General features: G+C 71.0%; 31 protein-coding genes. 25 read left to right on the forward strand and 6 right to left on the reverse strand.

What is annotated here, in order from left to right; translation table 11 throughout:
• Positions 1 to 83 precede the first annotated feature (83 nt).
• Together AC3ANR_RS03490 and AC3ANR_RS03495 are read left to right on the forward strand one after the other, a co-directional pair.
• The gene (locus tag AC3ANR_RS03490) at positions 84 to 557 is read left to right on the forward strand and encodes a GNAT family N-acetyltransferase (protein ID WP_488290491.1); all 474 of its coding nucleotides are present in this window, start codon (positions 84 to 86) and stop codon (positions 555 to 557) included.
• Entirely contained in the window at positions 554 to 796 is a 243-nt protein-coding gene (locus tag AC3ANR_RS03495) for a DUF1653 domain-containing protein (RefSeq protein ID WP_488290492.1), read from the forward strand. The genes AC3ANR_RS03490 and AC3ANR_RS03495 overlap by 4 nt, the downstream gene beginning before the upstream one ends.
• 11 nt (positions 797 to 807) lie before the next feature.
• On the opposite strand, the gene AC3ANR_RS03500 is transcribed toward AC3ANR_RS03495, so the two are convergent.
• Positions 808 to 1737, reverse strand: coding sequence for a LysR family transcriptional regulator (locus AC3ANR_RS03500; protein WP_488290493.1), 930 nt, complete (start codon positions 1735 to 1737; stop codon positions 808 to 810).
• A gap of 136 nt (positions 1738 to 1873) precedes the next feature.
• Between AC3ANR_RS03500 and AC3ANR_RS03505 the strand changes: the two genes are divergently transcribed.
• The 7 genes from AC3ANR_RS03505 (at position 1874) to AC3ANR_RS03535 (ending at position 5665) form a co-directional block, all read left to right on the forward strand.
• Positions 1874 to 2704, forward strand: coding sequence for an intradiol ring-cleavage dioxygenase (locus AC3ANR_RS03505; RefSeq protein ID WP_488290494.1), 831 nt, complete (start codon positions 1874 to 1876; stop codon positions 2702 to 2704).
• A 52-nt stretch (positions 2705 to 2756) separates the two neighbouring features.
• Entirely contained in the window at positions 2757 to 3086 is a 330-nt protein-coding gene (locus AC3ANR_RS03510; protein WP_488290495.1) for a Dabb family protein, read from the forward strand.
• A complete protein-coding gene (locus AC3ANR_RS03515) occupies positions 3083 to 3700 on the forward strand; it encodes a nuclear transport factor 2 family protein (RefSeq protein ID WP_488290496.1) in 618 nt (205 codons plus the stop codon). Before AC3ANR_RS03510 ends, AC3ANR_RS03515 begins: the two co-directional genes overlap by 4 nt.
• 60 nt (positions 3701 to 3760) lie before the next feature.
• A complete protein-coding gene (locus tag AC3ANR_RS03520; RefSeq protein ID WP_488290497.1) occupies positions 3761 to 4306 on the forward strand; it encodes an NADPH-dependent FMN reductase in 546 nt (181 codons plus the stop codon).
• Between the two features lie 19 nt (positions 4307 to 4325).
• Positions 4326 to 5087 carry a sulfite exporter TauE/SafE family protein gene (locus tag AC3ANR_RS03525; RefSeq protein WP_488290498.1) on the forward strand — a complete coding sequence of 254 codons (762 nt, stop codon included), beginning with the start codon at positions 4326 to 4328 and terminating at the stop codon, positions 5085 to 5087.
• A 118-nt stretch (positions 5088 to 5205) separates the two neighbouring features.
• Positions 5206 to 5373, forward strand: a complete 168-nt coding sequence (locus AC3ANR_RS03530) for a hypothetical protein (RefSeq protein ID WP_488290499.1) — start codon at positions 5206 to 5208, stop codon at positions 5371 to 5373.
• A 10-nt stretch (positions 5374 to 5383) separates the two neighbouring features.
• Positions 5384 to 5665, forward strand: coding sequence for a hypothetical protein (locus tag AC3ANR_RS03535; RefSeq protein WP_488290500.1), 282 nt, complete (start codon positions 5384 to 5386; stop codon positions 5663 to 5665).
• 5 nt (positions 5666 to 5670) lie between these two features.
• On the opposite strand, the gene kefC is transcribed toward AC3ANR_RS03535, so the two are convergent.
• The gene (gene kefC, locus AC3ANR_RS03540; protein WP_488290501.1) at positions 5671 to 7530 is read right to left on the reverse strand and encodes a glutathione-regulated potassium-efflux system protein KefC; all 1860 of its coding nucleotides are present in this window, start codon (positions 7528 to 7530) and stop codon (positions 5671 to 5673) included.
• Positions 7530 to 8168: a glutathione-regulated potassium-efflux system oxidoreductase KefF gene (kefF, locus tag AC3ANR_RS03545; RefSeq protein ID WP_488290502.1), complete on the reverse strand. Its 639-nt coding sequence runs from the start codon at positions 8166 to 8168 to the stop codon at positions 7530 to 7532. Before kefF ends, kefC begins: the two co-directional genes overlap by 1 nt.
• A 57-nt stretch (positions 8169 to 8225) precedes the next feature.
• On the opposite strand from kefF, the gene AC3ANR_RS03550 reads away from it, so the two are divergent.
• A complete protein-coding gene (locus tag AC3ANR_RS03550) occupies positions 8226 to 8843 on the forward strand; it encodes a ParA family protein (protein WP_488290503.1) in 618 nt (205 codons plus the stop codon).
• 28 nt (positions 8844 to 8871) lie between these two features.
• Complete coding sequence (locus AC3ANR_RS03555; protein ID WP_488290504.1) at positions 8872 to 9327, forward strand: MaoC family dehydratase; 456 nt, start codon at positions 8872 to 8874, stop codon at positions 9325 to 9327.
• Positions 9328 to 9476: 149 nt separating this feature from the next.
• Here the strand turns inward: AC3ANR_RS03555 and trmL are convergent, their stop codons facing one another.
• On the reverse strand, positions 9477 to 9938 hold the full coding sequence (gene trmL / locus AC3ANR_RS03560; RefSeq protein ID WP_488290505.1) for a tRNA (uridine(34)/cytosine(34)/5-carboxymethylaminomethyluridine(34)-2'-O)-methyltransferase TrmL: 462 nt from the start codon (positions 9936 to 9938) through the stop codon (positions 9477 to 9479).
• A gap of 5 nt (positions 9939 to 9943) precedes the next feature.
• Positions 9944 to 10645 carry a ComF family protein gene (locus AC3ANR_RS03565; RefSeq protein ID WP_488290506.1) on the reverse strand — a complete coding sequence of 234 codons (702 nt, stop codon included), beginning with the start codon at positions 10643 to 10645 and terminating at the stop codon, positions 9944 to 9946.
• Between the two features lie 24 nt (positions 10646 to 10669).
• Between AC3ANR_RS03565 and AC3ANR_RS03570 the strand changes: the two genes are divergently transcribed.
• The 8 genes from AC3ANR_RS03570 to AC3ANR_RS03605 are packed head-to-tail and all read left to right on the forward strand — an operon-like array spanning position 10670 to position 16880.
• Positions 10670 to 11578, forward strand: coding sequence for a biotin synthase (locus AC3ANR_RS03570; protein ID WP_488290507.1), 909 nt, complete (start codon positions 10670 to 10672; stop codon positions 11576 to 11578).
• Positions 11579 to 11629: 51 nt separating this feature from the next.
• Positions 11630 to 12112 carry a DUF2244 domain-containing protein gene (locus tag AC3ANR_RS03575; RefSeq protein ID WP_488290508.1) on the forward strand — a complete coding sequence of 161 codons (483 nt, stop codon included), beginning with the start codon at positions 11630 to 11632 and terminating at the stop codon, positions 12110 to 12112.
• Positions 12113 to 12154: 42 nt separating this feature from the next.
• Positions 12155 to 13315: a cytochrome c oxidase subunit II gene (gene coxB, locus AC3ANR_RS03580; RefSeq protein ID WP_488290509.1), complete on the forward strand. Its 1161-nt coding sequence runs from the start codon at positions 12155 to 12157 to the stop codon at positions 13313 to 13315.
• A gap of 32 nt (positions 13316 to 13347) precedes the next feature.
• A complete protein-coding gene (ctaD, locus tag AC3ANR_RS03585) occupies positions 13348 to 15048 on the forward strand; it encodes a cytochrome c oxidase subunit I (RefSeq protein ID WP_488290510.1) in 1701 nt (566 codons plus the stop codon).
• Positions 15049 to 15071: 23 nt separating this feature from the next.
• Complete coding sequence (locus tag AC3ANR_RS03590) at positions 15072 to 15185, forward strand: cytochrome oxidase small assembly protein (protein WP_488290511.1); 114 nt, start codon at positions 15072 to 15074, stop codon at positions 15183 to 15185.
• Positions 15186 to 15216: 31 nt separating this feature from the next.
• The gene (locus AC3ANR_RS03595) at positions 15217 to 15780 is read left to right on the forward strand and encodes a cytochrome c oxidase assembly protein (protein ID WP_488291744.1); all 564 of its coding nucleotides are present in this window, start codon (positions 15217 to 15219) and stop codon (positions 15778 to 15780) included.
• Positions 15777 to 15953 carry a DUF2970 domain-containing protein gene (locus AC3ANR_RS03600; protein ID WP_488290512.1) on the forward strand — a complete coding sequence of 59 codons (177 nt, stop codon included), beginning with the start codon at positions 15777 to 15779 and terminating at the stop codon, positions 15951 to 15953. The genes AC3ANR_RS03595 and AC3ANR_RS03600 overlap by 4 nt, the downstream gene beginning before the upstream one ends.
• A gap of 45 nt (positions 15954 to 15998) precedes the next feature.
• Positions 15999 to 16880 carry a cytochrome c oxidase subunit 3 gene (locus AC3ANR_RS03605; protein WP_488290513.1) on the forward strand — a complete coding sequence of 294 codons (882 nt, stop codon included), beginning with the start codon at positions 15999 to 16001 and terminating at the stop codon, positions 16878 to 16880.
• A 103-nt stretch (positions 16881 to 16983) separates the two neighbouring features.
• On the opposite strand, the gene AC3ANR_RS03610 is transcribed toward AC3ANR_RS03605, so the two are convergent.
• Positions 16984 to 17205 carry a twin transmembrane helix small protein gene (locus tag AC3ANR_RS03610; RefSeq protein ID WP_488290514.1) on the reverse strand — a complete coding sequence of 74 codons (222 nt, stop codon included), beginning with the start codon at positions 17203 to 17205 and terminating at the stop codon, positions 16984 to 16986.
• Positions 17206 to 17229: 24 nt separating this feature from the next.
• Between AC3ANR_RS03610 and AC3ANR_RS03615 the strand changes: the two genes are divergently transcribed.
• From AC3ANR_RS03615 to AC3ANR_RS03640, 6 genes are read left to right on the forward strand one after another with little or no spacing between them, the layout of a single operon-like run.
• Positions 17230 to 17949, forward strand: a complete 720-nt coding sequence (locus AC3ANR_RS03615; RefSeq protein ID WP_488290515.1) for an SURF1 family protein — start codon at positions 17230 to 17232, stop codon at positions 17947 to 17949.
• Positions 17900 to 18613, forward strand: a complete 714-nt coding sequence (locus tag AC3ANR_RS03620) for an SCO family protein (RefSeq protein WP_488290516.1) — start codon at positions 17900 to 17902, stop codon at positions 18611 to 18613. Before AC3ANR_RS03615 ends, AC3ANR_RS03620 begins: the two co-directional genes overlap by 50 nt.
• A complete protein-coding gene (locus AC3ANR_RS03625) occupies positions 18610 to 19755 on the forward strand; it encodes a COX15/CtaA family protein (RefSeq protein WP_488290517.1) in 1146 nt (381 codons plus the stop codon). The genes AC3ANR_RS03620 and AC3ANR_RS03625 overlap by 4 nt, the downstream gene beginning before the upstream one ends.
• Complete coding sequence (gene cyoE, locus AC3ANR_RS03630; protein ID WP_488290518.1) at positions 19752 to 20621, forward strand: heme o synthase; 870 nt, start codon at positions 19752 to 19754, stop codon at positions 20619 to 20621. Before AC3ANR_RS03625 ends, cyoE begins: the two co-directional genes overlap by 4 nt.
• 10 nt (positions 20622 to 20631) lie before the next feature.
• On the forward strand, positions 20632 to 21225 hold the full coding sequence (locus AC3ANR_RS03635) for an SCO family protein (RefSeq protein ID WP_488290519.1): 594 nt from the start codon (positions 20632 to 20634) through the stop codon (positions 21223 to 21225).
• A gap of 7 nt (positions 21226 to 21232) precedes the next feature.
• Positions 21233 to 22057 carry a DNA alkylation repair protein gene (locus tag AC3ANR_RS03640; RefSeq protein WP_488290520.1) on the forward strand — a complete coding sequence of 275 codons (825 nt, stop codon included), beginning with the start codon at positions 21233 to 21235 and terminating at the stop codon, positions 22055 to 22057.
• Positions 22058 to 22067 lie beyond the last annotated feature (10 nt).

A 22067-nucleotide genomic window follows, 5' to 3' on the forward strand; every position in this document is an offset into this window, starting at 1 on the left:
CCGTGGTCCATCTGGTGTCCCCGCCCGTTAAGCTCCTGCCTCGCCGGGCCATGCAAGGGCCCGGTCGAACCTGCCACCCGAACATGCTCGCATTCCGATCCCTCACTCCGGCCGACCAGGACCGGCTCTGGCACTGGCTGCACGTGGCGCTGTGGGACCCGCCGCCGGCGGGCCCGCGCCCCATCGAGATCCTGCAGGCGCCGGGCGTGCGCATCTATGCCGAGGACTGGGGCCGCGCCACCGACGTCGGCGTGGTGGCGACGGTGGACGGCCAGGATGCCGGCGCCTGCTGGATGCGGCTGCTGCCGCCCGGGGTCGGCCTGGGGTCGGTCGACGCCCGCACGCCGCAGCTGGGCATCGCGCTGGAGCCGCCGTTCCAGCACCGGGGCTTCGGCCGGCCGCTGATGGAGGCGGCGCGCGAGGCCGGCTACGCGCAGGTGGCGCTGACGGTGCATCCCGAGAACCCGGCGCAGCGCCTGTACGAGCGCTGCGGGTTCCGCCGGGTCGAGGTGCGCAGCACCTACCTGCTGATGGTCGCCGCACTGGCCCCGCGATGAGCGACGACCTCGCGCCCCTGGCGCCCACGCCGCCGGGGCGCTACCGCCACTACAAGGGCGGCGAGTACGAAGTCATCGGCGTCGCGCGGCACAGCGAGACCCTGGAGCCGCTGGTGGTCTACCGGCCGCTGGGCCGCGACTTGGGCTGGTGGGTGCGTCCGCACGCGATGTTCTTCGGCCAGGTGGAAGTCGACGGCCGCTGGCAGCCGCGCTTCGCGCCGATCGCGACGCCGGGCTGAACGGGCGGGCTTCAGTAGCTGCCGAACCGCTGCGTCCACTTGCGCTCGTGGTCCAGGCGGGCGAAGTGTTCGGCGATGAAGTCGATGAAGGTGCGCACCTTGGCCGACAGGTGCTTGCGGCTCGGGTAGGCCAGGTTGATGGTCAGGCGGGGCAGGTCCCACTCGTCCAGCACCGGCACCAGCCGGCCGGCGACGATGTCGTCGTACAGGATGTAGGCGGGCTGGATGAGGATGCCCAGGCCGTCCAGCGCCGCCGCGCGCAGCACCTGGCCGTCGTTGGACTCCAGCAGGCCCTTGACCGGCAGCGTGGTGGTCTCGCCGTCGCGGCTGAACCGCAGCTCGTGCGGGTTGTTGGCGTACGTGTACAGCAGCAGCTGGTGGCGTGCCAGCTCGTCGAGCCCGCGCGGGCGGCCCATGCGGCCGAGGTAGCCGGGCGACGCCGCCAGGATCCGGCGCGTCTCGGCCAGGCGCCGGATCGTGATGTTGGAGTCGGGCTCGAACTCGCGCGTGCGGATCGCCACGTCGATGTTGTTGTCGATCAGGTCCATGTAGCGGTTGGCCGCCTCGACGTGGACCGTCACGTTCGGGTAGCGCCGCGTGTACTCGGGCAGCAGCGGCGCGATGTGCTGCACCGAGAACGACAGCGACGCGGTCACGCGCAGCATGCCGGTCGGATTGAGGGTGCTGGCGTTCACCGCCGATTCGGCGTCGGCCAGCTCGGCCAGGATCGACTTGCTGCGGCGCAGGAACTCCTGGCCCGGTTCGGTGACGTACAGGCGGCGCGTGTTGCGTTCCACCAGGCGCGCGCCCAGCCGCTCCTCGAGCGCCGAGAGGTGGCGGCTGGCCGCCGCGTTGGACAGCCCGAGCGCCTCGGCCGCGCGGCTCAGGCTGCCGGTCTCGGCCACCTGCACGAACAGCGCCATCTCGCTCCAGCGGTCCACCTCGGTGTCTCCTCGCGGGCCGGTGCCTCCGGCCTTTGTTCCGGGCAGCGGAAAACTCATTTGCCCGCGCGGCCCTTCACCGGATTATGGGTGCTGCCTACAGTTGCCGGCCACGGGGTGGCCCGAGGAGAGATGCATGCGCAACCTGACGCAGGACAACATCACGCAGGCGGTGATCGCCCGGTTCGCGGACACGCCCGACCCGCGCCTGAAGGAGATCATGACCAGCCTGGTGCAGCACCTGCACGCGTTCGCGCGCGAGGTGGAGCTGACCGAGGCCGAGTGGTTCCGCGGCATCGAGTTCCTCACGCGCGTGGGCCACATGACCGACGACAAGCGCCAGGAGTTCATCCTGTTGTCCGACACGCTCGGGCTGTCGATGCTGGTGGTGGCGATGAACAACGACAAGCCGGCCGGCGCGACCGAGTCGACCGTGTTCGGCCCGTTCTTCGTCGAGGGCGCGCCGGCGTTCGAGCACGGCCAGGACGTCGCCAACGGCGCGCCCGGCGTGCCCTGCACCGTGCGCGGCCGCGTGCTCGACCTGGAAGGCAGGCCGGTGCCCGGCGCGAAGATCGATGTCTGGCAGGCCGACGCCGAGGGCAAGTACGACGTGCAGCGGCCCGGCCTGCAGGCGCCCCAGGGGCGCGGCACGCTGGTGGCCGGCCGCGAGGGCGAGTACCACTTCCGCTCCATCCTGGCCGAGGCGTATCCGATTCCCGACGACGGCCCGGTGGGGGACATGCTGCGCGCCACCAGGCGCCACCCGTGGCGGCCGGCGCACCTGCACTTCATGATCCAGGCGCCCGGCTACGAGACGCTGATCACCCACGTCTTTCGCAACGGTGACCGCTACCTCGATTCCGACGCGGTGTTCGGCGTGCGCCAGTCGCTCATCGCCGACTGGGTGGAGCAGCCCGACGGCACCTGGCTCGTCGAGTACGACTTCGTGCTGAACAAGGCGCGGTGAGCCGCATGCCGCGCACCGCGCCATCCGGCACGCCGGCCCGAGGGCGGGCTCGATGATCAAGCACATCGTGATGTGGACGCTGCGCGGCGACACGCCGCAGGAGCGGGCGCGCCACGCGGCGCGGCTGGCCGAGAGTTTCCACAGCCTGCGCGGGCGCGTCCCCGGGCTGCTGCACCTGGAGGTGGGCATCGACACGAGCGGCGTCGACTACGCCTGCGACGTCGTGCTGTACAGCGAGTTCGCGTCACAGGCGGCGCTCGATGCCTATGCCACGCACCCGGAGCACCTGCGCGTCAAGCGGGAGCTCGGCGACATCCGCATCGCCCGCCACCAGGTCGATTACCCGGCCACGACGGCCGATCCGGCCGGGAAGGTTCCATGAACGACACCCTGCACGACAAGCTGCTGGTCCGCGAACTCGTCGAGCGCTGGGCCGTCTGGCGCGACGCCGGCGACTGGGAGCGGTTCGCCACCTGCTGGCATCCCGACGGCGTGATGATGGCCACCTGGTTCCAGGGGCCGTGGCAGGAGTTCATCCGCGTCACGCGCGAGGGCTGGGACAAGGGCGTGAGCATCCTGCACTTCCTGGGCGGCTCGGCGATCGAGGTGCGCGGCGACCGCGCCATCGCGCAGACCAAGATGACGATCTCGCAGCGCGGGATGGTCGAGGGCGTGGACGGGCCGGTGCTGTGCGACGTGGTGTGCACCGGCCGGTTCTTCGACTTCGTCGCCAGGCACGAGGGGGCCTGGAAGCTGCTGCACCGCCAGCCGATCTACGAGAAGGACCGGCTCGACCCGGTCGACCCGGGCGCGCAGCTGCGCCTGGACGAGGGCGCGCTGGCGCGCCTGCCCGAGGGCTACCGGCACCTGGCGTACATCCAGACGCGCATCGGCTACCGGGTCAAGATGGACATGCCCATGCTCAAGGGCGACGCGGTGCAGGCGCTCTACGCCCGGGGCGAGCGCTGGCTGGCCGGCGGCGCGCTGGAGCGCTGACGTGCCCGCCGCGGTGCGGCCACCACGCAGAATGACGACCATCCCAACCAAGGAGTCCCTTTGAAAGTTCTCGGCATCTCCGGCAGCCTGCGCGCCGGTTCGTACAACGCCATGGCGCTACGCGCCGCGCAGAAGCTGGCGCCGGCCGGCATGGAGGTCGAGATCGCCGGCATCGCCGACATTCCCCTGTACAACGACGACGTGCGCGCCCAGGCCGAGCCGGCGCCGGTGGCCGCCCTCAAGGCCAGGGTGCGGGCCGCCGACGCCGTGCTGCTGGTCAGCCCCGAGTACAACTTCTCCATCCCCGGGGTGCTGAAGAACACGCTGGACTGGATGTCGCGCCCGCCCGAGCCGCCGTTCGACGGCAAGGTGGTCGCCATCATGGGCGCCAGCCCCGGCCCGGTGGGCACCGCGCGGGTGCAGTACCACCTGCGGCAGGTGCTGGTGTTCATGAACGCCTTCACCGTCAACAAGCCGGAGGTGTTCATCGCCCACTGCGCCTCCAAGTTCGACGCCCAGGGCAACCTCACGGACGAGGCCACCGCCAAGTTCATCGGCGACCTGCTGGTGTCGCTCCAGGCGCTGCACGCCCGCGTGGCCCGCTAGCGCGGCGACAATCGCGGGCTTGGATTTCCCGCTCATCTCCGACCCCGGCTTCTACGCCGTCGCCGTCCCCGCCGTCCTGCTCCTGGGCATCAGCAAGAGCGGTTTCGGCGCCGGGTTCGGGTCGCTGGCCGTGCCGCTGATGGCGCTGTCGGTCACCGTGCCGCAGGCCGCCGCCATCCTGATGCCGCTGCTGTTCGTGATGGACGTGCTGGGCCTGCACGCCTGGCGGTCGCATTTCGACTGGAAGCTGATCCGCTTCCTGTTGCCGTTCGGGCTGCTGGGCACGCTGGTGGGCACCTTGCTGTTCAAGGTGCTGGACACGCACCTGGTGGCGGGCATCGTCGGCGCGTTCACGCTGCTGTTCCTGGCCCAGCGCCTGGTGTTCCCGCCCCGGCCGGACTCGCCGGCGCCCCCGCGCTGGCTGGGCGCGCTGCTCACCACGACCTCCGGCTTCACCAGCTTCGTCGCGCATGCGGGCGGCCCGCCGATCAACGCCTACGTGGTGCCGATGCGCCTGCCGCCCGCGGTGTTCACCGCCAGCATGGCGGTGTTCTTCTTCACGCTGAACATGAGCAAGTGGATCCCCTATGCCTGGCTCGGCCTGCTGGACCTGCGCAACATGGCCACCTCGGTGGTCTTGCTGCCGCTGGCGCCGGTCGGCGTGCTGGCCGGCGTGCGCCTGGCGCGCCGCATCTCGCCCGCCTGGTTCTACCGGTTCGTCTACGGCGGCATGCTGCTCACCGGGCTGAAGCTGGTCTGGGACGGTTTTCTCGCGCACTGACACCCGGCGTTGCGCGCGGCTGACGGACCACGTAGGATCAGCTGCAAGTCAGGCATGCCGTGTGAATCTGCCGCCAGCAAGGGCGGCGAACGCGCCGCCCAGCGGCCAAGGAGGCAACATGCTCCCTTTCATGCTGTTGTGTCTCGTCTGGCCCAACCCGGCGCAGGTCCGGCGCGGGGCGGCCCGGCCCGGTCTGCTGGCCAGCCCCTATTTCTGGGCCGGTGGCCTCATCTCCGGCGAGTGCTGGGTGCTGCTCGTGCTGTGGCTGGCCGAATTGCTGCTCTGAGCCGCACGCCTTGACCCTGCGCGTCGACGCCGAAGCCATCGTGGGCCCGCTGCATGGCTACCACGTGAGCTGCTACGCGGTGCCCTGCGCGCAGGGGCACCTGGCTTATGCGCGGGTGCACGTGCAGGCGCCCGGCTCGGTCTGGGATGCGGGGCCGGCGCTGGAAAAATACGTGGCCGGCCCGTGCGCGACGGCGCAGGAGGCCGTGCAGGCGGCCATCGCGCGCTGCCACGAGGAGATCCCGCGCTCGGCGAGGCTGCAGTTCCTGGCCCTGCACCGCGGGCCTCGGTAGCGCGCTCAGGGGCGGCCAGGCCCGTCCTCGTCCCAGCCCGGCGTGCGCTCGGCGCCGGTGCGCCGCCGCGCCGCCGCCTCCTCGCGTTCGCGGGCCATCTGCTCCTCCAGCTGGCGCCGTCCCTGCTTGACCACGGCGATCAGCTTGGAGCGGTCCTTGTGGAACGGGTGCATCCGCTCGAACAGCTCGATGTTGTGGCGGCGAAAGCGCATCGCCAGCCGGCGCGCCTCGTGCGGCGGCTCGCCCAGCAGTTCGAGCACGGTGCGGCCGCTGCGCAGGCTGGCCTCGAACAGCTCGCGCTCGACGTTCACCACGCCGCGGTCGCGCAACTCGTTCCAGTGCGTCACGTCGCGCGCGCGCACCACCAGCTGCAGGTGGCCGAAATGCTCGCGGGCGAGATCCACGATCGCCAGCGACTGCTGCGGGTCGTCCACCGCGACCACCAGCACCCTGGCGCTGTCGGCGCCGGCCATGCGCAGCAGGTCCAGCCGCGTGGCGTCGCCGTAGAACACCTTGTAGCCGAACGCGCGCGCGGCCTCGATCATGTCGGCGTCGTGGTCCAGCACGGTGGCGCCCACGCCCTGCGCGGCCATCAGCCGGCCGATGATCTGGCCGTAGCGGCCGAAGCCCGCGATGATCACCGGCGCGTGCTGCGGCACGCTCAGCTCCTCCAGCCGGCGCGCCGCGCCGCGCGTGAAGCGCGCCAGCACGAAGCGGTCGATCGCCACCAGCAGCAGCGGCGACAGCAGCATCGACACCGCCACCGCGCCGATCAGCAGCGAGGCGGTGGCGGGCGGGAAGATCGACGCGCCGGCGGCGGCCTGGAACACCACGAAGGCGAACTCGCCGCCCTGCGCCAGCAGTAGCGTGAGCACCGGGCGGTCCTGGCGCTCGAGCCCGATGGCGCGCGCGAGCGCGTAGATCACGACCGCCTTGATGGCCAGGAAGCCCACCACCAGCGCGGCCATGACGGCCGGTTGCGCGAGCAGCGCGCCGAAGTCGATGCTCATGCCCACGGCGATGAAGAACAGGCCCAGCAGCAGGCCCTTGAACGGCTCGATGTCGGTTTCCAGCTCGCGCCGGTACTCGCTCTCGGCCAGCAGCACGCCGGCCAGGAAGGCGCCCAGGGCCATCGACAGGCCCACGATCTGCATCAGCGCGGCGATCGCGACCACCAAGAGCAGGGCGGCGGCGGTGAAGATCTCCGGCGTGCGGCTGCGCGCGATCCAGCGCAGCAGCGGCCGCAGCGCCAGCCGGCCGCCGAGCACGATGGCGGCGATCACGCCGACGATCCGGCCGGCCTGCAGCAGCGCGCCGCCGCCGTCGACCGCCGCCTGCGGCTCGCCGCCGCCCAGCAGCGGCAGCAGGGCCAGGATCGGGATGGCGGCGACGTCCTGGAACAGCAGGATCGCGAAGCCGGCCTGGCCGCTGCTGGTGCGCAGCAGGTTGCGCTCGCCCAGCACCTGCAGCGCGATGGCGGTGGACGACAGCGCCAGGCCCAGCGCGGCGACCAGGCTGACGCGCCAGTCGACGCCGGCCAGCAGCCCGGCCGCGAACAGCGCGCCGGCGCAGGCGGCCACCTGCGCGCCGCCCCAGCCGAAGATCGGCCGGCGCAGGTTCCACAGCCGCCGCGGCTCCAGCTCCAGGCCGACCAGGAACAGCATCAGCACGACCCCGAATTCGGCGAAGTGCAGGATGTCCTCCACCTGCCGCACCAGGCCGATGCCCCAGGGCCCGATCACGATGCCGGCGGCGAGGTAGCCGATGATGGCGCCCAGCCCCAGGGCACGCGAGACGGGCACCGCGATCACCGCGGCGCCCAGGTAGATCAGGCTGTTGGACAGCCAGGCCGGCACGTGCTCCATCAGCCGCCCGCCTCGCGGCCGCCGGGCCGGTCGGTCGCGGGCACGTCGCAGGCCGGGCAGGACGCCAGGTCCTCCAGCTCCGGCCAGTCCGGATAGGTGCGCAGGCGGTCCGCGAACACCGCCACATGGGCCTCGATCTCGGCGCCGCTGACGCGATGCGCGCCGTGCAGCACCAGTGGCGGCAGAAAGCGCATGCCGCACAGCGCCGCCGTCTGCTCGTACGGCGGCAGGAAGGCGTCGAAGAAGTAGCGGTTGTAGCCCGTCGGGTGATAGGACGCCTCGGGCCCGCCGGTGGTGGCGACCAGCCACAGGTCCTTGCCCTGCAGCGCCGTGCCATGCCGCCCGTAGGCCCAGCCATGCGTGAGCACGTCGTCGAGCCACAGCTTCAGCAGCGCCGGCATCGAGTACCACTGGATCGGGTGCAGCAGCACCAGCAGCGGGCTGGCGCCGACGCGGCGCTGCTCGGCGGCGACGTCGATGTCGTAATCGGGATAGCTGGCGTACAGGTCCTGCACCCGCACGCCGGGGACGGCGCGTGCGGCGTCGAACAGCCGGCGGTTGACGCGCGACTCCCGCCAGTTGGGGTGCGCGGCCAGCAGGTAGGCGCCCGGGGCCGGCTCGGCGGTTTGCTCAACCATGTCGCTAACATAGCGTAAAACGGCCGCCCGGCGGCCGTGCGCTGCCAGGAGGTGCTCATGCCTGTCGTGGTCGTTGCCAATCCCAAGGGAGGCGTCGGGAAGTCCACCCTCGCCACCAACGTCGCCGGCTACTTCGCCAGCCGCGGCCACGCCGTGATGCTCGGCGACGCCGACCGGCAGCAGTCCAGCCGCCTGTGGCTCGGCTTGCGCCCACCGGGCGCGCGGCCGGTCGCCAGCTGGGACATCGGCGACGGGCAGGTCGCCCGGCCGCCCCGGGGCACCACCCATGTCGTGCTGGACACGCCTGCGGGCCTGCACGGCAAGCAGCTGCGCGAGCTGCTGCGCTCGGCCAACAAGGTCCTGGTGCCGCTCGCGCCGAGCGTGTTCGACATCTTCGCCACCCGCGCCTTCCTGGACGAGCTGGCCGAGCACCGCCGGGCTGCCGGCCTGCACGTGGGCATCGTGGGCACGCGCGTGGACAGCCGCACCATCGCCGCCGACCAGCTGCAGGCCTTCGTCAAGGGGCTGGGCCTGCCGGTGCTGGCCGAGCTGCGCCCGACGCAGAACTACGTGTACCTGGCCGCGCGCGGCCTCACGCTGTTCGACGTCGCGCCGGGGCGGGTCGAGCGCGACCTGGCGCAGTGGGCCGGCCTTTGTCGCTGGCTCGACAGCTGAAGCGCGCCGCCGCCCGTACAGTGCCGGCATGAGAACCATCGCTTCGCTCGCCGAACTGCCCGCGCTGGTGGGCCAGGAAGTCGCCGTCAGCGACTGGATCACCGTCACCCAGGAGCAGGTCAACCAGTTCGCCGAGGCGACCGGCGACCACCAGTGGATCCACGTCGACGTGGAGAAGGCCAAGGCCGGGCCGTTCGGGGCGCCGATCGCGCACGGCTTCCTCACGTTGTCGCTGCTGCCCAGGTTCTTCGAGAACGCGCTCGCGATCCAAGGCACGCGCATGGGCGTGAACTACGGACTGAACAAGGTGCGCTTCACCGCCCCGGTGCCGGTGGGCAGCCGCCTGCGCGCGCGCATGGCCCTGCTGGCCTGCGAGGCGATCGAGAACGGCGGCATGCAGATGACCTGGAAGGTGACGATCGAGCGCGAGGGTTCGGACAAGCCCGTGTGCATCGCCGAATCGCTGGGCCGGCGCTACCCGTGAAAAAAAGCGGCCCGTGCGCGAAGCGCGGGCCGCCCAAGGGAGTGTGCACAGGCCCGTGAACGGGCTGCTCCCTGCACATTGCGCCACGGTGGGCGCGGGTCAAGCACGGCGCTGGGCAACCGGGCGTTGCAATCGTGAGCGCGTGGCGCTCAGGCAAACCCGTTCTGCCGCCAGGCCTCGAACACGGTCACCGCGACGGCGTTGGACAGGTTCAGGCTGCGCTGGCCCGGCCGCATCGGCAGCCGCAGCCGCTGGGCCGGGGCGAACGATTCCCGCAGGTCGGGGGCGAGCCCGCGCGACTCGGCGCCGAACACGAGCCAGTCGCCGGGGCGGAACGCCACGTCATGCACGTTGCGCGTGCCATGGGTGGTCATGGCGAACAGGCGCTGCGCCTCCGGGCGCTCGCCGGCGAGGAAGGCTTCCCAGCTCGCGTGGCGGCGCACCTGCGCGTACTCGTGGTAGTCCAGCCCGGCCCGCCGCATGTGGCGGTCGTCCATCGAGAAGCCCAGCGGCTCGATCAGGTGCAGGGCGCAGCCGGTGTTGGCGGCCAGGCGGATGACGTTGCCCGTGTTGGGCGGGATCTCTGGCTCGACCAGGACGATGCGGAACATGGATGTCAGGTTTCCTCGGTGCGCGCGAGCGCGACGGCGCCGACCCACGCGGCGCCCGCTTCACGCATGACGTGGGCCAGCGCGAACAGCGACGCGCCGGTGGTCATCACGTCGTCGACCAGCAGCACGCGGCGCCCGCGCAGGCGATGGGCGCGGGCCGGCTCGAGCGCGAACGCCTGCCGCACGTTGGCCTGGCGGGCGTCGAACGCCAGCTGCGCCTGCGGCGGCGTGTCGCGCAGGCGCAGCGCCAGGGCGGGGTCGGCCTTGGCGGGGGCGAGCCGGCGCGCCAGCTCATGGGCCTGGTTGTAGCCGCGCGACGCCAGCCGCTCGCGCGACAGCGGCATCGGCAGCAGGCAGTCGGCGGCGGCGATCGCGGCGTCGATGCCGGGGTGCTGGCGCATCAGCCCGGCGAATGTGCCGGCCCAGCCGGGTTCGGCGGCGAACTTGAACCGGGCCACCAGCCCGGCCCAGGGATAGGCATAGCTCACCGCGGCGAAGCAGGCGTCGAGCGGCGGCGGGCTGCGCACGCAGCGCCCGCACTGCTCGATCCCCTCGGGGACGGCCAGCGCGCAGGTGCGGCAACGGTGGCCGGGGGACGCGAAGCGCGACGCGCAGCGTCCGCACACCGGCCGCGCCGGCCACGCATGGCAGACCTCGCACCTCGCGGGCGCCGCCCTTGCCGCCCATGCCACCAGCTGCGCCCACATCGGCTCAATATACTGCCCGGCTCCGTGTCCTTGCGTCCTCCCACCCTCGATCCCGTCGCCGCCGCCCGCTGGCACCGCGTGGCGCCGGCGCGCTCGCCGTGGCTGCACGACGAGGTGGCGCGGCGCATGGCCGAGCGGCTGGAATGGATCCGGCTCGCCCCGACGACCTGGGCGCACTGGGAGCCGGTGCGCGGCGGCCTGGCCGCGCAGCCGCTGCTCGAGCAGCGCTATCCGCAGGCCGCCTGCACGGTGGTCGAAGCCGGCGAGCGCCTGGCCGCCGCCCGGCAGGCGATGGCCGGTCCCTGGTGGAAGCGCTGGGGCGGCCCCAGGCGCGAATTCGCCACCGGCCTGGCCGACGGCAGCGTGCAGATGCTGTGGTCCAACATGGCCCTGCACGAGGCCGTGGAGCCGCCGCAGCTGCTCGCGCGCTGGCACCGCGCGCTGGCGGTGGACGGCTTCCTGATGTTCTCCTGCCTGGGGCCCGACACGCTGCGCGAGCTGCATGGCCTGTACGCCGCGCTGGGCTGGGGGCCGCCCGGGCCGCAGTTCACCGACATGCACGACTGGGGCGACATGCTGGTGGCCGGCGGCTTCGCCGAGCCGGTGATGGACATGGAGCGCATCACGCTGACCTGGGCCGATGCGGGGCGCCTGCTGGCCGAATTGCGCGAGCTCGGCGCCAACCTGCACCCGGGACGCTTCACCGGGCTGCGCGGGCGGGCGTGGCGCCGCCGCCTCGAAGACGAGCTGGCCGCCCGGCTGGCCGGCCCCGACGGCCGGCTGGCGCTGACGTTCGAGATCGTCTACGGCCACGCGCTCAAGCCCGCGCCGCGCCTGCGGGTCGGGCCGGAGGCCAGCCTGTCGCTGGAGGACATGCGGCGGGCGCTACACGCCGGCGGCCGGCCAGTCAAACCGGGGGACATCCGGAATTGAGGTAGGTCAACGCCGCTACAATGAGGGGTTGTTTTGTGAGCGTTACCGTCGATGCCGGTTTTTCGTTTCGCGACTGTTCAGGGCCAGAACATCGTCTGGTTCCTGAAGCGCAACTGCTCGGTCACGCCGGCCCAACTGGGCTGGTTCTATGCCTCGCTGTGCGTCGTGTCGTTGGCGATCGCCGCGTTCTTCTGGCTTCACGGTGCGACCCTGATCCTTCCCTTCGCCTGGCTCGAGCTGGGCGCCGTCGGGCTGGCCTTCCTGCTCTACGCGCGCCACGCGGCCGACGGTGAGCGCATCTCGCTGCAGGGGCGGCGGCTGGTCGTCGAGCTGGAGAGCGGCGGCCACCTGCAGCGCACGGAGTTCGATCCGCACTGGGTGCGGGTGGAGCCGCGCGCCGACGGCCGTTCGCTGATCGAGGTGTCCGCGCGCGGGCGCTCGGTCAGCGTGGGGCGCTACCTGCGCCCCGAGCTGCGGCCGCTGCTGGCGCAGGAGATCAGGAGCGCGCTGCGCGAGTGGGGTGGGGCGCGGTAGGGCGCCAGGATGTGTGATCGAGTCAAACGGAACCAAGAAACGATGAAGAGCCTTTCGACCCTGGCCCGACTGGCGGCCCTCGCGGCCACGGGCGCCGCCGGCGCCGCGCACGCCGTCAACGACCTGCCCGGCGGACCCGCGGTGCGCCAGCTGAACCTGCACACCGCCGCCACGCGCATCGCCGTCGAGCAGTCGTGGCTGCACTGGTTCATGCTGATCACCTGCATCGTGATCTTCATCGCCGTGTTCTCAGTGATGTTCTATTCGATCTGGAAGCACCGCAAGTCGGTGGGCCACAAGCCGGCCAACTTCCACGAGTCGGTGACCGTCGAAGTGGTCTGGACGCTGGTGCCCTTCATCATCGTGATCCTGATGGCGCTGCCGGCCACCAAGGTGCTGGTCGCCTCCAAGGACACCAGCAACGCCGACCTGACCATCAAGGCCACCGGCTACCAGTGGAAGTGGGGCTACGACTACCTGAACGGCGAAGGCGCCGGCCTGTCGTTCCTGTCCACGCTGGACGCCACGCACCGCGAGATGTCCAACGAGGGCGCCAAGGACGCGCCGGACAACTACCTGCTCAAGGTCGACAACCCGCTGGTGGTGCCGGTCAACAAGAAGGTGCGCATCATCACCACGGCCAACGACGTGATCCACGCCTGGGGCGTGCCGGCGTTCGGCGTCAAGCAGGACGCCATCCCCGGCTTCGTGCGCGACACCTGGTTCCGCAGCGAGAAGACCGGCGACTTCTACGGCCAGTGCTACGAGCTGTGTGGCAAGGAGCACGCCTACATGCCGATCCACGTGAAGGTGCTCAGCGCGCAGGACTACTCGGCCTGGGTGGGCGAGCAGCAGAAGAAGCTGGCCGCCAAGCAGGACGACCCGAACAAGGTGTGGCAGCTGGCCGACATCACCGCCCGCGGCGAGAAGGTCTACGGCGCCAACTGCGCCGCCTGCCACCAGGCCAACGGCAAGGGCGCCGGCCCGATCAAGGCGCTCGACGGCTCGCCGATCGTGCAGGACGCCGACAAGGCCAAGCAGATCGAGGTGGTGCTCAATGGCCGCAACGCCATGCCCGCCTGGAAGGGCACGCTGTCCGACACCGACATCGCCGCGGTGATCAGCTACACGAAGAACAGCTGGTCCAACAAGACCGGCCAGGTCGTCCAGCCGTCCGAAGTGCTGGCCCAGCGCGGCAAGTGACGCGCAACAGGATTCAAGGAAAAAGGTAGCCCATGAGCGCAGTTCTCGATCCCCACGGCCACGCGGCGGGCGGTCACGCCCACGACGACCACCACGACCACGCGCCCACCGGCTGGCGCCGCTGGGTCTACGCGACCAACCACAAGGACATCGGCACCCTGTACCTGCTGTTCTCGTTCACCATGCTGATGGTGGGCGGCCTGCTGGCCCTGGGCATCCGCGCCGAGCTGTTCCAGCCCGGCCTGCAGCTGGTCAACCCCGAGCTGTTCAACCAGCTGACCACCATGCACGGCCTGATCATGGTGTTCGGCGCCATCATGCCGGCGTTCGTGGGCTTCGCGAACTGGATGATCCCGCTGCAGATCGGGGCGGCCGACATGGCCTTCGCGCGGATGAACAACTTCAGCTTCTGGCTGATGGTGCCCGCCGGCCTGATGCTGGTCGGCTCGTTCTTCATGCCCGGCGGCGCGCCCGCGGCCGGCTGGACGCTGTACGCGCCGCTGACGCTGCAGATGGGCCCGTCGATGGACGCCGGCATCTTCGCGATGCACATCCTGGGCGCCAGCTCGATCATGGGCTCGATCAACATCATCGTGACCATCCTCAACATGCGCGCCCCCGGGATGACGCTGATGAAGATGCCGATGTTCGCCTGGACCTGGCTGATCACCGCCTACCTGCTGATCGCCGTGATGCCCGTGCTGGCCGGCGCGATCACCATGACGCTGACCGACCGCCACCTGGGCACGACGTTCTTCAACCCCGCCGGCGGCGGCGACCCGGTGATGTACCAGCACATCTTCTGGTTCTTCGGCCACCCCGAGGTCTACATCATGATCCTGCCGGCCTTCGGCATCATCAGCCAGGTCGTGCCCGCCTTCTCGCGCAAGCGCCTGTTCGGCTACGCCTCGATGGTGTACGCCACCAGCTCGATCGCGATCCTGTCGTTCATCGTGTGGGCGCACCACATGTTCACCACCGGCATGCCGGTGACCGGCCAGCTGTTCTTCATGTACGCGACCATGCTGATCGCGGTGCCCACGGCCGTGAAGATCTTCAACTGGATCGCCACCATGTGGCAGGGCTCGATGACCTTCGAGACCCCGATGCTGTTCGCGGTGGGCTTCATCTTCGTGTTCACCATCGGCGGCTTCACCGGCCTGATCCTGGCCATGGCCCCGATCGACCTGCTGCTGCAGGACACCTACTACGTGGTGGCGCACTTCCACTACGTGCTGGTGGCCGGCTCGCTGTTCGCGCTGTTCGCCGGCTTCTACTACTGGTCGCCCAAGTGGGCGGGCGTGATGTACAACGAGACGCGCGGCAAGATCCATTTCTGGAGCTCGCTGATCTCCTTCAACGTCACCTTCTTCCCGATGCACTTCCTCGGGCTGGCCGGCATGCCCCGCCGCTACGCCGACTACCCGATGCAGTTCGCCGACTTCAACATGGTGGCCTCCATCGGCGCCTTCTGGTTCGGCCTGTCGCAGGTGTACTTCTTCTTCTTCGTCGTGCTGCCGGTGATGCGCGGCCAGGGCAAGCCTGCCGCCCAGCGCCCCTGGAACGACGCCGACGGCAAGGGCGCCGAAGGCCTGGAGTGGGAAGTGCCCTCGCCGGCGCCCTTCCACACCTTCGAAGTGCCGCCGCGGCTGGACCCCAGCGCCACCCGCGTGCTCGACGCACTGCCGTCCAGCATCAACCCGAACGCCGCCCCGGGCGCCGTCCCGCACTGACCGCCGGAAAGCAGCGCCGCCCCATGGCCACCGAAGAACAGAAGAAAGCCAACCGACGCCTGGCGCTGATCCTGGCGTCGATCGTGGCCGTCTTCTTCGTCGGCTTCATCGCCAAGATGACGCTGCTGGGAGGCTGAGGCCGTGGGGATGCGCGACGCGAACCGCAAGATGGTCGGCAAGCTGTGCGTCGTCGCGGCCGGCATGTTCGCGTTCGGCTACGGCCTCATCCCCCTGTACAAGCACATCTGCGAGCTGACCGGCATCAACGTGCTGGCCCTGGGCGAGAAGCAGGTGCCCGGCGCGGCCCGCACGGCGGCCAACAGCCAGGTCGACCGCTCGCGCACCATCACCGTCGAATTCGACGCCAACGCGCGCGGCCCCTGGTCGTTCAAGCCCGCCCAGCGCACGGTCCAGGTCCATCCCGGCGAGCTGGCCACCGTGATGTACGAGTTCCAGAACGTGCAGGACCGCCGCATGTCGGCGCAGGCCATCCCCAGCTACGCGCCGCGCCAGGCGGCGGCCCATTTCAACAAGGTCGAGTGTTTCTGCTTCCAGCAGTACACGCTGGAGCCCGGCGAGAAGAAGCAGTGGCCGGTGGCCTTCGTCATCGATCCCAAGCTGTCCAGGGACGTCACCACGATCACGCTGTCGTACACGTTCTTCGAGGTGGGATCGGGCACGCCGCCCGCACCGACCGCCGCCGCGCCCGCGCGCACCGGGGCTGCCGGATGAGCGTCCTGAAGACCGCGCGCGCCGTGGCCTGGTCCTTCCTGGGCATCCGCAAGGGCAGCGGCCTGCAGCAGGACATGCAGCAGCTCAACCCGCTGCACGTCGTGGTGGTCGCGCTCGCCGCGGTCGCCCTGCTGGTCGGCGGCCTGATCGCCCTGGTCCACTGGATCGCCTGAACACGCACCAAACCGAATCGAGAGAGAAGCAGGAGTCGAACAACCATGAGTACCACCGCCAGCGGCACCACGCCCTACTACTTCGTGCCGCAACCGTCGCGGCATCCCGCCTTCGCGGCCTTCGGCCTGTTCTTCGTGATCCTGGGCGCCGCCAACTGGATCAACGGCAACGGCTGGGGCGCCTGGTCGCTGCTGTTCGGCCTGCTGTGGCTGTTCGGCGTGCTGTTCCAGTGGTTCCGCGACTCCATCCGCGAGAGCGAGGGCGGCCAGTACGGCCGCAAGATCGACCTCTCGTACCGCTGGAGCATGAGCTGGTTCATCTTCTCCGAGGTGATGTTCTTCGGCGCCTTCTTCACCGCGCTGTGGTGGATGCGCTCGCACTCGGTGCCGGCGCTGGGCAGCCTGGACAACGCGCTGCTGTGGCCCGACTTCAAGGCCGTCTGGCCCAGCGTCGCGCCGGGCGCCACCGCCTCGCCGGCCGGCATCATCGAGCCGTTCCAGACCATGACCCCGTTCTGGCTGCCGACGATCAACACCGCGCTGCTGCTGTCCTCGGGCGTCACGCTCACCATCGCCCACCACGCGCTGCGCGCCGGCCACCGGGCCCAGACGCTGCTGTTCATGGTGATCACGGTCGCCCTGGGCTTCACGTTCCTGTGCGTGCAGGGCTACGAGTACTTCCACGCCTACCACGAGCTGAACCTGAAGCTCACCTCGGGCGCCTACGGTTCGACCTTCTTCATGCTGACTGGCTTCCACGGCTTCCACGTGCTGGTGGGCATGCTGATGCTGCTGTTCATCACGCTGCGGCTGGGCGCCGGCCACTTCACGCCCGAGCGCCACTTCGGCTTCGAGGGCGCGGCCTGGTACTGGCACTTCGTGGACGTGGTGTGGCTGGGCCTGTACGTGCTGGTGTACTGGATGTAAGCCTGCCGGCCACGCAAGACCAACAAGGCGCCCCGAGGGGCGCCTTGTCCTTTGGATGGCCGCCGGCCGGAAGGGCCCGCTACGCGCCGGCCGGAAGGGCGCGCTACGCGCCGGCCGGGATGCCGGTGGGCTGGATGTAGCCGAGCTTCCAGGCGATCAGGATGCAGACGAACAGCAGGATCGAGAAGCCGACGCGGAACGCCAGCGCCCGGGCCATGTTGTTGGTCTTGGCCTTGCCGTCCTGGCCGTCGCGCATCATGAAGTACAGCGCCGAGCCCAGGCTGCCGAGGATGGCGGCGAAGGCCAGCAGCACGAGGAATTTCATGCCGACGATTATCGGGGGAGCCCGGTGAAGGGGCTGCGCTCGTGGGTCATCACCGCGGCCGCTTTGTGCGCCGCGGCGGCGACCCTGGCGCTGGGCTTCTGGCAGCTCGGCCGCGCGCACCAGAAGGAGGCGCTGGCGGCCGCGATCGAGGCGCAGCGCCAGCGCCCGCCGCTGGCCAACGACGGCCTGCTGGCGGGTGATCCCGCTGCCCTGGTGCACCGGCCCGTGCGGCTGCGGGGCACCTGGGATGCGCCGCACACAGTGTTCCTCGACAACCGCCAGATCCGCAACCGGGTGGGGTTCTTCGTGGTCACGCCGTTGCGCCTGGCGGGCTCGGACCGCGCGGTGCTCGTGCAACGCGGCTTCGCCCCGCGCAATTTCGAGCACCGCGAGCAGCTGCCGCCGGTGCAGACGCCCCCCGGCGAGGTCGAGATCGAGGGGCGGATTGCCCCGCCCCCGTCGAGGCTGTACCAGCCCGGCCCGGAACAGGGCGGCCCCATCCGGCAGAATCTCGACCTGGCCGCGTTCTCGGCCGAAACCCGCCTGAAGCTGCTGCCGGTGTCGGTGCAGCAGACCGGGCCCGCTTCCGAAGGACTGCTGCGCGAGTGGCCGGACACCGGCGGGCGCGGCCCCGAGACGAATTACGGTTACGCCTTCCAGTGGTGGGCGTTGTCCGGCCTCATCGCCTGCCTCTATGTCTGGTTCCAGTTCATCCAACCCCGCCGCGCGTCCCGACCGTCCTGACGAGCCGCTGGACCTGACCATCCATTCGCTGCCCGGCCCGCGCGAAGTGGAGCAGGCCCAGCGCACGGCCAGCGGCCGCTTCAAGATGCTGATGGTGATGCTGATCTGCGCCGCGCCGGTCATCGCCTCGTACTTCACCTACTACGTCGTGCGGCCCGAGGGCCGGCGCAACTTCGGCGAGCTGGTCGAGCCGCAGCGCGAGATGCCGGCCTTCACCGGCACCACGCTCGACGGCCGCCCGCGCGCGCTGCGCGACCTGCAGGGCCAGTGGCTGCTGGTGAGCGTGGCCGGCGGCGCCTGCCCGGCCGCGTGCGAGAACCACCTGTACTTCCAGCGGCAGCTGCGCGAGAGCCTGGGCAAGGACAAGGACCGGATGGACTGGGTCTGGCTGGTGGACGACAGCGCGCCCGTGCGCGACGCCCTGGCGCCCGCGCTGGCGCAGGCCACGGTGCTGCGGGTGCCCGCGGGGCAGCTGGCGCAGTGGCTGCAACCGGCCCCCGGCCACGCGCTGCAGGACCACCTGTACGTCGTCGATCCGATGGGGCACTGGATGATGCGGTTTCCCGCCGGCATCGATCGCGCGGGCGCGGCCCGGGCCAAGCGTGACCTGGAACGCCTGATGCGCGCCTCGGCGGGCTGGGACCAACCGGGGCGGCAGCGATGAGCAGCCTGGTGGACCTGGCGCCCGCGGCGCGCGTGATGCTGATGGGGGCCGTCGTCGCCTGCGGCCCCGTCGCCTGGCTGTGGCTGCGCAGCCGCGGCGCGGCGCCGGCGCAGCGGCTGTCGCGCCTGACGCTCCTGACCCTGTTCCTCACCTTCGACCTGGTGCTGTTCGGCGCCTTCACCCGGCTGACCGACTCCGGGCTGGGCTGCCCCGACTGGCCGGGTTGCTATGCCAGCGCCTCGCCCGTGGGCGCCCATGCCCACATCAGCGCCGCCCAGGCGGACATGCCCAGCGGCCCGGTCACGCACACCAAGGCCTGGATCGAGATGGTCCACCGCTACCTCGCCACCGGGGTGGGCGTGCTGATCGTCACGCTGACGGCGGGCACCTGGCTGCTGCGGCGCCGCCTGCAGTTGCCGGTCAGCCCGTGGTGGCCGACGGCCACGCTGGTGTGGGTGTGCCTGCAAGGCGCCTTCGGCGCGCTCACCGTGACCATGAAGCTGCTGCCGGCCATCGTCACGGCGCACCTCCTGGGCGGCCTGGTGCTGCTGGCGCTGCTGGTGCGCCAGTGCGTCGGCTACCGGCATGCGGAGGCGGCCGCCTCGCGTGCGCTGCTCGAGCGCCCGACGTGGCTGCTGCTGGCGGCGGCGACGGCCGCGCTGTGGGTGCAGGTCGCGCTCGGCGGCTGGGTCAGCACGAACTACGCGGTGCTCGCCTGCCAGCAGTTCCCGACCTGCCAGGGCGGCTGGTGGCCCGAGATGGACTTCCGCCAGGCGTTCGAGCTGTGGCGGCCGCTGGGCATGACCGGCGCGGGTGAGCCGATCTCCTTCTCCGCCCTGACCGCCATCCACTACACGCACCGGCTCGCGGCGTACGTCGTGCTCGCGCTGCTGGCGGCGCTGGCGTGGCGGTTGCGCGCCGCGATGCCCAGGCAGGCCCGCCTGGTGGGCGCGCTGGCGGCCTGGCAACTGGCCAGCGGCCTGTCGAACGTGGTGCTCGGCTGGCCCCTGGTCGCCGCGCTCGCCCACACCGGCGGCGCGGCAGCGCTGGTCGTCGTGCTGACGTGGACCCTGTGCGAGAGCCGCGCCGAGCCCGCGCGGTCCGCCATCGCGCCCCGCGTGCGCGAGGGAGCACGCCCATGAGCCGCGTGGCCCAGTTCTACGCCCTGACCAAGCCGCGCGTGGTGCAGCTGATCGTCTTCTGCGCGGTCATCGGCATGGTGCTGGCCGTGCCGGGGATTCCCACGCTGGAGGACCTGCGCATCGCCGCCTTCGCCGCCTTCGGCATCTGGCTGGTGGCGGGCGCCGCCGCGGCGTTCAACTGCCTGGTCGAGAAGGGCATCGACGCCAAGATGAAGCGCACGGCCTGGCGCCCGACCGCCAAGGGCGAGCTGTCCGACGCGCAGACGCTGGTGTTCTCCATCGTGCTGTGCGCCATCGGATCCGTCCTGCTCTACGCCACCGTCAATGCGCTGACGATGTGGCTGACCTTCGCCACCTTCGTCGGCTACGCGGTGATCTACACCGTGGTGCTCAAGCCGAGGACGCCGCAGAACATCGTGATCGGCGGCGCTTCCGGCGCGATGCCGCCCGTGCTCGGCTGGGCCGCCATGCGCGGGGACGTCGGTGCCGAGGCGCTGGTGCTGTTCCTGATCATCTTCCTCTGGACGCCGCCGCACTTCTGGGCGCTGGCGCTGTACCGGGTGGAGGACTACCGCAAGTCCGGCCTGCCGATGCTGCCGGTCACCCACGGCAGCGAGTTCACGCGGCTGCAGATCCTGCTGTACACGCTGGTGCTGTTCGCCGCCTGCCTGCTGCCGTTCGCCATCGGCATGAGCTCGTGGCTGTACCTGGTGGCGGCCTCGGTGCTCAGCGCCGGCTTCACCTGGTACGGATTCCGGCTCTGGCGCGACTATTCCGACGCGCTCGCGCGCAAGACCTTCCGCTACTCCCTGATCCACCTGAGCGTGCTGTTCGCCGCGCTCCTGCTGGACCACTACCTGCTCTGAGGTGAGTGCCATGGACCGCCGCCGTGCCCTGCAACTGGTCGCCGCCTGCGCGGCGCCCGCCCTCGTCGCCGCCTGCGGCGAGCGCAAGCCGCAATTCGCGGCCGTCGACCTCACCGGCGCCGACTACGCCAAGGACTTCCAGCTGCCCGACACCGAGGGCCGGGTGCGCAGCCTGAAGGACTTCCGCGGCCAGGCCGTCGTGGTGTTCTTCGGCTACACGCAATGCCCCGACGTGTGCCCCACGACGATGGCGGAGATCGCGCAGGCCAGGAAGCTGCTCGGTGCCGACGGCGACAAGGTGCAGGGCGTGTTCATCACCATCGACCCCGAGCGCGACACGCCGCAGCTGCTCAAGGCCTACATGGCCAACTTCGGCCCCGGCTTCGTCGCGCTGCGCGGCACGCCCGAGCAGACCGCGGCCGTCGCCAAGGACTTCAAGGTGTTCTACAAGAAGGTCGAAGGCAAGGCGCCCGGCACCTACACGATGGACCACTCGGCCGCGAGCTTCGTCTACGACCCGCAGGGCCGGCTGCGCCTGTACACGCGCTACGGCAGCGGCGCGCAGGCACTGGCCGGCGACCTGAAGCTGTTGCTCGCCTCCTGAGGCGCGCGTGGTCCGGCACCTGCTGCAGCGCCGTGGTGCAGCGCGCATCGCGCTGATCCCGCCGGAGGTGCTGGACGCGTTGAACGAGGGCCTGGTGCCCACGGTCCACCTGAACGAGTTCCTCGCGCTGGACCTGGCCCGGCTCGCCCGCAACGTCGCGCGGCAGGTCGGGCTCGACCCGCGGGCCGAACGGCTGGAGGACACGCTGGCCATGCTCGGCGCGTTCCCGCCGCTCAAGCGCCACGGCCACATCGCCCGCGCGCTCTACGACCTCACGGCCCCGCGCGCGGACCGGGATGCCGTGGCGCAAGCGCTCGCCACCCATGCCAGCGACGTGGCGCGCTCGTGGGCGGCGCAGTGGGTGGCCGACTGCGGCCTCGACCTGGCCGACAAGCTGGCCGCGGTGCGGCGGTTCGCGGCCGATCCGCACTTCGGCGTGCGCGAGGCGGCGTGGATGGCGGTGCGCGAGGAAGTCGCCCGCGACGTCGACGCGGCCGTGCGGCTGCTGCAGCCCTGGGTCGCGGACGCCGACCCGGCGATCCGCCGTTTCGCCAGCGAGCTGACGCGCCCGCACGGCGTCTGGTGCGCGCCGCTGCGCGCGCTCAAGGCCGAGCCGTGGCGCGCGCTGGCGCTGCTGGAGCCGCTGAAGTCCGACCCGAGCCCCTACGTGCGCAACTCGGTGGCCAACTGGCTGAATGACGCCAGCCGCACGCAGCCGGACTGGGTCGAGCAGTTGTGCGCGCGCTGGGCGCGCGAGTCGCGCACGCCGGCAACGGCCCACATCACCCGGCGCGCCCAGCGCACCCTGCGCAAGCGCCCGCCGGACGCCTGACACGCCCGGC

It is taken from the genome of Ramlibacter sp. JJN2-2R (genome assembly GCF_057747835.1).

Bases quoted from the DNA above. Each gene is read 5' to 3' on its own strand.
- AC3ANR_RS03550 (WP_488290503.1), top strand. From the start codon at position 8,226: ATGCCTGTCGTGGTCGTTGCCAATCCCAAGGGAGGCGTCGGGAAGTCC.
- kefC (WP_488290501.1), bottom strand. From the start codon at position 7,530: ATGGAGCACGTGCCGGCCTGGCTGTCCAACAGCCTGATCTACCTGGGC.
- AC3ANR_RS03510 (WP_488290495.1), top strand. From the start codon at position 2,757: ATGATCAAGCACATCGTGATGTGGACGCTGCGCGGCGACACGCCGCAG.
- AC3ANR_RS03515 (WP_488290496.1), top strand. From the start codon at position 3,083: ATGAACGACACCCTGCACGACAAGCTGCTGGTCCGCGAACTCGTCGAG.
- AC3ANR_RS03610 (WP_488290514.1), bottom strand. From the start codon at position 17,205: ATGAAATTCCTCGTGCTGCTGGCCTTCGCCGCCATCCTCGGCAGCCTG.
- AC3ANR_RS03530 (WP_488290499.1), top strand. From the start codon at position 5,206: ATGCTCCCTTTCATGCTGTTGTGTCTCGTCTGGCCCAACCCGGCGCAG.
- AC3ANR_RS03590 (WP_488290511.1), top strand. From the start codon at position 15,072: ATGGCCACCGAAGAACAGAAGAAAGCCAACCGACGCCTGGCGCTGATC.
- trmL (WP_488290505.1), bottom strand. From the start codon at position 9,938: ATGTTCCGCATCGTCCTGGTCGAGCCAGAGATCCCGCCCAACACGGGC.
- AC3ANR_RS03600 (WP_488290512.1), top strand. From the start codon at position 15,777: ATGAGCGTCCTGAAGACCGCGCGCGCCGTGGCCTGGTCCTTCCTGGGC.
- ctaD (WP_488290510.1), top strand. From the start codon at position 13,348: ATGAGCGCAGTTCTCGATCCCCACGGCCACGCGGCGGGCGGTCACGCC.
- cyoE (WP_488290518.1), top strand. From the start codon at position 19,752: ATGAGCCGCGTGGCCCAGTTCTACGCCCTGACCAAGCCGCGCGTGGTG.
- AC3ANR_RS03495 (WP_488290492.1), top strand. From the start codon at position 554: ATGAGCGACGACCTCGCGCCCCTGGCGCCCACGCCGCCGGGGCGCTAC.
- AC3ANR_RS03635 (WP_488290519.1), top strand. From the start codon at position 20,632: ATGGACCGCCGCCGTGCCCTGCAACTGGTCGCCGCCTGCGCGGCGCCC.
- AC3ANR_RS03555 (WP_488290504.1), top strand. From the start codon at position 8,872: ATGAGAACCATCGCTTCGCTCGCCGAACTGCCCGCGCTGGTGGGCCAG.
- AC3ANR_RS03490 (WP_488290491.1), top strand. From the start codon at position 84: ATGCTCGCATTCCGATCCCTCACTCCGGCCGACCAGGACCGGCTCTGG.
- AC3ANR_RS03625 (WP_488290517.1), top strand. From the start codon at position 18,610: ATGAGCAGCCTGGTGGACCTGGCGCCCGCGGCGCGCGTGATGCTGATG.
- coxB (WP_488290509.1), top strand. From the start codon at position 12,155: ATGAAGAGCCTTTCGACCCTGGCCCGACTGGCGGCCCTCGCGGCCACG.
- AC3ANR_RS03505 (WP_488290494.1), top strand. From the start codon at position 1,874: ATGCGCAACCTGACGCAGGACAACATCACGCAGGCGGTGATCGCCCGG.
- AC3ANR_RS03565 (WP_488290506.1), bottom strand. From the start codon at position 10,645: ATGTGGGCGCAGCTGGTGGCATGGGCGGCAAGGGCGGCGCCCGCGAGG.
- AC3ANR_RS03605 (WP_488290513.1), top strand. From the start codon at position 15,999: ATGAGTACCACCGCCAGCGGCACCACGCCCTACTACTTCGTGCCGCAA.
- AC3ANR_RS03595 (WP_488291744.1), top strand. From the start codon at position 15,217: ATGGTCGGCAAGCTGTGCGTCGTCGCGGCCGGCATGTTCGCGTTCGGC.
- kefF (WP_488290502.1), bottom strand. From the start codon at position 8,168: ATGGTTGAGCAAACCGCCGAGCCGGCCCCGGGCGCCTACCTGCTGGCC.
- AC3ANR_RS03620 (WP_488290516.1), top strand. From the start codon at position 17,900: ATGTCTGGTTCCAGTTCATCCAACCCCGCCGCGCGTCCCGACCGTCCT.
- AC3ANR_RS03575 (WP_488290508.1), top strand. From the start codon at position 11,630: ATGCCGGTTTTTCGTTTCGCGACTGTTCAGGGCCAGAACATCGTCTGG.